6 protein-coding genes are annotated in these 4,037 nt (G+C 75.3%); 4 read left to right on the forward strand and 2 right to left on the reverse strand.

Annotated features, from left to right (window positions below; all coding sequences use genetic code 11):
• On the forward strand, positions 1-726 hold a 726-nt coding region (locus tag AE652_RS36845; protein ID WP_049659486.1), incomplete at its 5' end, for a polysaccharide deacetylase family protein.
• A gap of 99 nt (positions 727-825) precedes the next feature.
• Positions 826-1,584, forward strand: a complete 759-nt coding sequence (locus tag AE652_RS36850; protein WP_049659488.1) for a DUF3592 domain-containing protein — start codon at positions 826-828, stop codon at positions 1,582-1,584.
• A gap of 40 nt (positions 1,585-1,624) precedes the next feature.
• Here the strand turns inward: AE652_RS36850 and AE652_RS36855 are convergent, their stop codons facing one another.
• Positions 1,625-2,326 carry an exonuclease domain-containing protein gene (locus AE652_RS36855; protein ID WP_049659490.1) on the reverse strand — a complete coding sequence of 234 codons (702 nt, stop codon included), beginning with the start codon at positions 2,324-2,326 and terminating at the stop codon, positions 1,625-1,627.
• Between the two features lie 137 nt (positions 2,327-2,463).
• On the opposite strand from AE652_RS36855, the gene AE652_RS36860 reads away from it, so the two are divergent.
• Positions 2,464-2,739 (forward strand): hypothetical protein, encoded by a 276-nt coding sequence (locus tag AE652_RS36860; RefSeq protein WP_049659491.1) that lies wholly within the window; start codon positions 2,464-2,466, stop codon positions 2,737-2,739.
• Positions 2,736-3,158, forward strand: a complete 423-nt coding sequence (locus AE652_RS36865; RefSeq protein ID WP_049659493.1) for a type II toxin-antitoxin system VapC family toxin — start codon at positions 2,736-2,738, stop codon at positions 3,156-3,158. The genes AE652_RS36860 and AE652_RS36865 overlap by 4 nt, the downstream gene beginning before the upstream one ends.
• A gap of 147 nt (positions 3,159-3,305) precedes the next feature.
• Here the strand turns inward: AE652_RS36865 and AE652_RS36870 are convergent.
• The coding region (locus AE652_RS36870; protein WP_049659494.1) for an FtsX-like permease family protein at positions 3,306-4,037 on the reverse strand (732 nt) is incomplete at its 5' end.

Below are 4,037 nucleotides of genomic sequence, written 5' to 3' on the forward strand. Positions count from 1 at the left end.
CCGGCCAAGCCGCACCCGACCGCGGCCACCGGCACCCCTCTCTCCGCCACGCCCACCGCACCGGCCACCCCGACCGCACCGGCCGGCGACCCGTCCTCGCCCGCCGCGCCGCCCCCGCACACCGGGGCGGGCACCGTGATCGGCTCCACCGCCTCCGGCGGCCGCACCGTCGCACTCACCTTCGACGACGGCCCCGGCCCCGCCACCGGCCAGATCCTCGACCTGCTGGCCCAGTACCACGCCAAGGCCACCTTCTGCCAGATCGGCCAGAACGCCGCCGCCAACCCCGCCATGGTCAAGCGGATCCTGGCCGCCGGACACCGGCTCTGCGACCACAGCGTCCACCACCCGCAGCCCTTCGCCAAGCTCCCCCACGACAAGGCCGCGTACGAGATCACCGCCGCCCGGAACATGATCCTCCAGGCGGGCGGCCCCGGCACCGAGGTCGGCTGGTTCCGCGCCCCGGGCGGCGGCTTCAACGCCGACAACGAGCACATCACCGCGAGCCTCGGGATGTCCTCGCTCGGCTGGTCCGTCGACCCGCGCGACTGGGCCCGCCCGGGGACGCCGGCGATCGTCTCGGCCGTGCAGAAGCAGCTCAAGCCCGGCGGCGTGGTCCTGATGCACGACGGGGGCGGCGACCGCGGCCAGACCGTGGCCGCGCTCAAGCAGCTGCTGCCCTGGCTGGTCACCCAGGGCTACACCTTCGACTTCCCGGCCGCGTAGGGCCGTCGGGGCCCGCCGCCGCGGAGTTTCCCCCTCGTTCACCGACCGGACCGCGGGCGCGCGTACCGCCCGCCCCGGCCGTCGCACTAGCCTCCGGGCATGACTGCCGGTCCCCCGTCGAGCAAGCAACTCCCGTACCTGGAACCGCGCCTGGGCTTCGGCCGGGCGGTCGCGGCACTGCTCCTGCTGGCGCTGTGCGCGGTGGCCGGCCGGCTGTTCGCGGCCGGGGTGGTCGCCTACCAGGAGCCGGAGACCTGCACCCAGCAGCTCTGCCTCGGCTCGGCCGCCACCCAGGCGTACTGGGCCGGCGCCCTGTTCTGCTGGCTGACCGGCATGCTGGCGGCGGGCCGGGTCGGCCGCTCCCCCGGAGCCGGGGCCCCGAACCGGCTTCCCCCCGGCGGCGTGCTGTTCCTCGCCCTGCTGCTCGGGCCGCTCGGCGCGGCCTTCGGCCCCGGCGGACCGTACCGGCCCGCCCTGCCCGCCCTCGTGATCCTGGCGGCGCTCACCCTGCCGCTGGTCGTCCACTCCGAGTCCCGGCTCCGCGCGCAGCACCGCGCGTACCGCGCCGCCCGGACGGTCGCCGACCGGCTCGCCGCCCACGGGGTGAGCACCGCCGGCACCGTCACCGCCGTCCAACCCGGCGAGCCCAGCGGCTACGCCCAGCCCCAGTTCCGGCTCACCGTCGGCTACACCACCCCCGACGGCGTCCAGCGCAGCCTGGTCTGCGCGATCCGCATCCAGGCCTACCTCGCGCCGAGGGTCGGACAGCTGATGACCGTCCGCTACGACCCGCTCGCGCCGGACACCGCCGAGGCCGCCATCGTGCCCCCGCCGGAGGGTGTCCGACCGCGGGCCTAGGTGCTCCGTCCCGTGAGGTCGGGGACGCGGCCGGCGGGCCTCACCGGGCGGGCCAGCGCGGGTCGACCACCGCCTGCGGGTCCTTGCCGCGGCGCAGCCAGGCCTGGAGGCCCTCGGCCCACTGCCGGTACCAGTCGATCTGCCGACGGTGCAGTTCCGCGAGCGGCACCGCCCCCACCTCGGCCGGGTAGCGCCCGGCCAGCGCGACGGCGACCCGGACGGCGGCCAGCGCGTCGCTGCCCGCCTCGTGGGCATCCGTCAGCTCCACCCCGTACAGCTCGCAGACCCGTTGCAGGGTGCGCGAGCCCTTGCGGTACTTGTCCACGGCCCGGTCGATCACCAGCGCGTCCAGCACCGGCCCGACCGGCCGCCCGAGGCGCTCGGCGAGCGTCGCCAGCCCGTGCCGGCGCAGCTCGGCGTCGAGCAGCGACAGGTCGAACGGCGCGTTGAACGCCACGACCGGCCGCCCGGCGGCGATCCGCTCGCACAGCGCGGCGGCTATCTCCTCCACCGCCTCCTTCGCCGGCCTGCCCTTGCTCCGCGCCACCTCGTCCCCGATCCCGTGGATCGCCTCCGCCTCGGCGGGTATCGGCACCCCCGGGTCGATCAGCCAGTGCGCGGCGTCCACCCGGGCGGCCCCGACGGTGTCCACGAGCGCGGCCGTGACGATGCGGTCCACGGCCGGGTCGGTGCCCGTGGTCTCCAGGTCGAAGCCGACCAGTGGCTGCTGCCACCAGCTCATCAGGTGTGTCCTTCCGTCCTGCCTCTCGAAACAGCCCCTATCATCACCCGCCCCACCGACAACCCGTCCCGCGGGGAGCCCGATCATGGACCCGGTCGCCCTACGCTGTCCCTCGGACCCGCACGAAGGAGCCGACCATGAGTACCGCCCCGAACCTGCCCGTGCCCCCTCACCGGCACGACGAGCCCCATCCGCTGCGGACCATCAGAGAGATCCGCGGGTCACTGCCCGAGGACCAGGTCGAACACTTCGACGCCGAGCTCGCCGACACCGACATCGACGCGCTTCCCGCGATGCTGCACCGCTGGGCGACGCTGGGCACCGACGGCTTCCTGGACTTCCTCCTGACGACGCCCTTCGACGGGCTGGAGTTCGGAGCGCGCTCCTACGACGGCGAGGGCGACCCCGAGTGACCTATCTGCTGGACACGAACGTGGTCGCCGAAATCACCACGCGGCCGAAGCCGGCCCCCGCCGTCATCGCATGGGCCCGGTCCGTCCCGGCCACCGAGCACTCCCTCAGCGTCATCACCGTCGCGGAGATCGAGGCAGGCGTCAGAGCCGTCTCCGACCCGGTGCGTCAGGCCGCTCTCGGACGGGTCCTCGACGGCCTCCGGGCGGAGTACGAGGGGCGGATCGCCGTCATCGGAGAGCGGGAGGCCGCCGCATACCTCTCCGTTCACCGTCGACTCAAGAGCCTCGGTGCCACCATCGATCCGCCCGACGCGCTGATCGCGGCCACGGCCATCGCGAACGGCTGGACGCTCGTCAGCCGCAACGTCAAGCACCTGGCGCGGACCGGTGCGACCGTGCTGAACCCGTGGACGTACTGACAGCCCGTCACGCCCGACCCGGCCGGGCGTGACGGGAGGCACGCGCTACCGGGCCGGGGGCCGGGTGGGGAGGGCGAGGCGGGTGGGGAGGACGCTGGAGGCGACGGCGAGCAGCAGGCACAGGAGGGTGCTCGCGGCGAGCGGGGTCTAGGGCAGGCGGAGGGGGACGGCGGCCTGGCCGGCCAGGACGCGGTGGTCGAGCAGCGCGGTGGTGCCGTACTGGGTGAGCGCGGTGACGGCGAGGGCGAGCAGGGCGGCGGTGGCGACGACCAGGACGGCCTCCAGGGCGACCATCCACGTCACCTGGCGGCGCACCGTCCCGGCCAGCCGCAGGACGGCGAAGTCGCGGCGGCGGTCGGCGGTGCTCATCACCATGGTGTTGACGATGGCGATCAGCGCGTAGAGCAGGGCGGGCCCGAGGATGGTGGTGGTGGCGATCCAGGCGTAGTGGGCGCCGGGGTCGGGTCCGGGGTCGCGGGCGTCGGTGAGGGTGCCGCCGAGCCGGTCGGCCGGTTCGGCGTCGAGGTGGACGGCGGCGGGGCGGGCGTCGGCGAGGTGGCCGGCGGCGGCCTCGCCGCTGAGCAGGACCTCGTCCAGGCCGAGCTGGGTGCGGTAGACCAGGGCGAGCCGCAGGCTGGTGACGGTGCCGTCGGCGAGGCGCAGGTTGACCTGGTCGCCGAGCTTCCAGCCGTGGCCGCGGGCCTGGTCGGTGGAGGCGGCGAGGGTGGCGCCGTGCAGGTCGGCGGCGCTGCCGTCGACGGCGGGCAGGGTCCAGGCGGTGGCGAGGTCGCCGTCGACGACGGTGGCGGCGGAGGGCACGCTCGCGGGCGAGTCCTCGCCGTGGTCGTCGAAGGCGGCGGTGGCGGCGCCGAGGCCGGT

Source organism: Kitasatospora sp. MY 5-36 (assembly GCF_001182915.1).
Lineage (GTDB): Bacteria > Actinomycetota > Actinomycetes > Streptomycetales > Streptomycetaceae > Kitasatospora.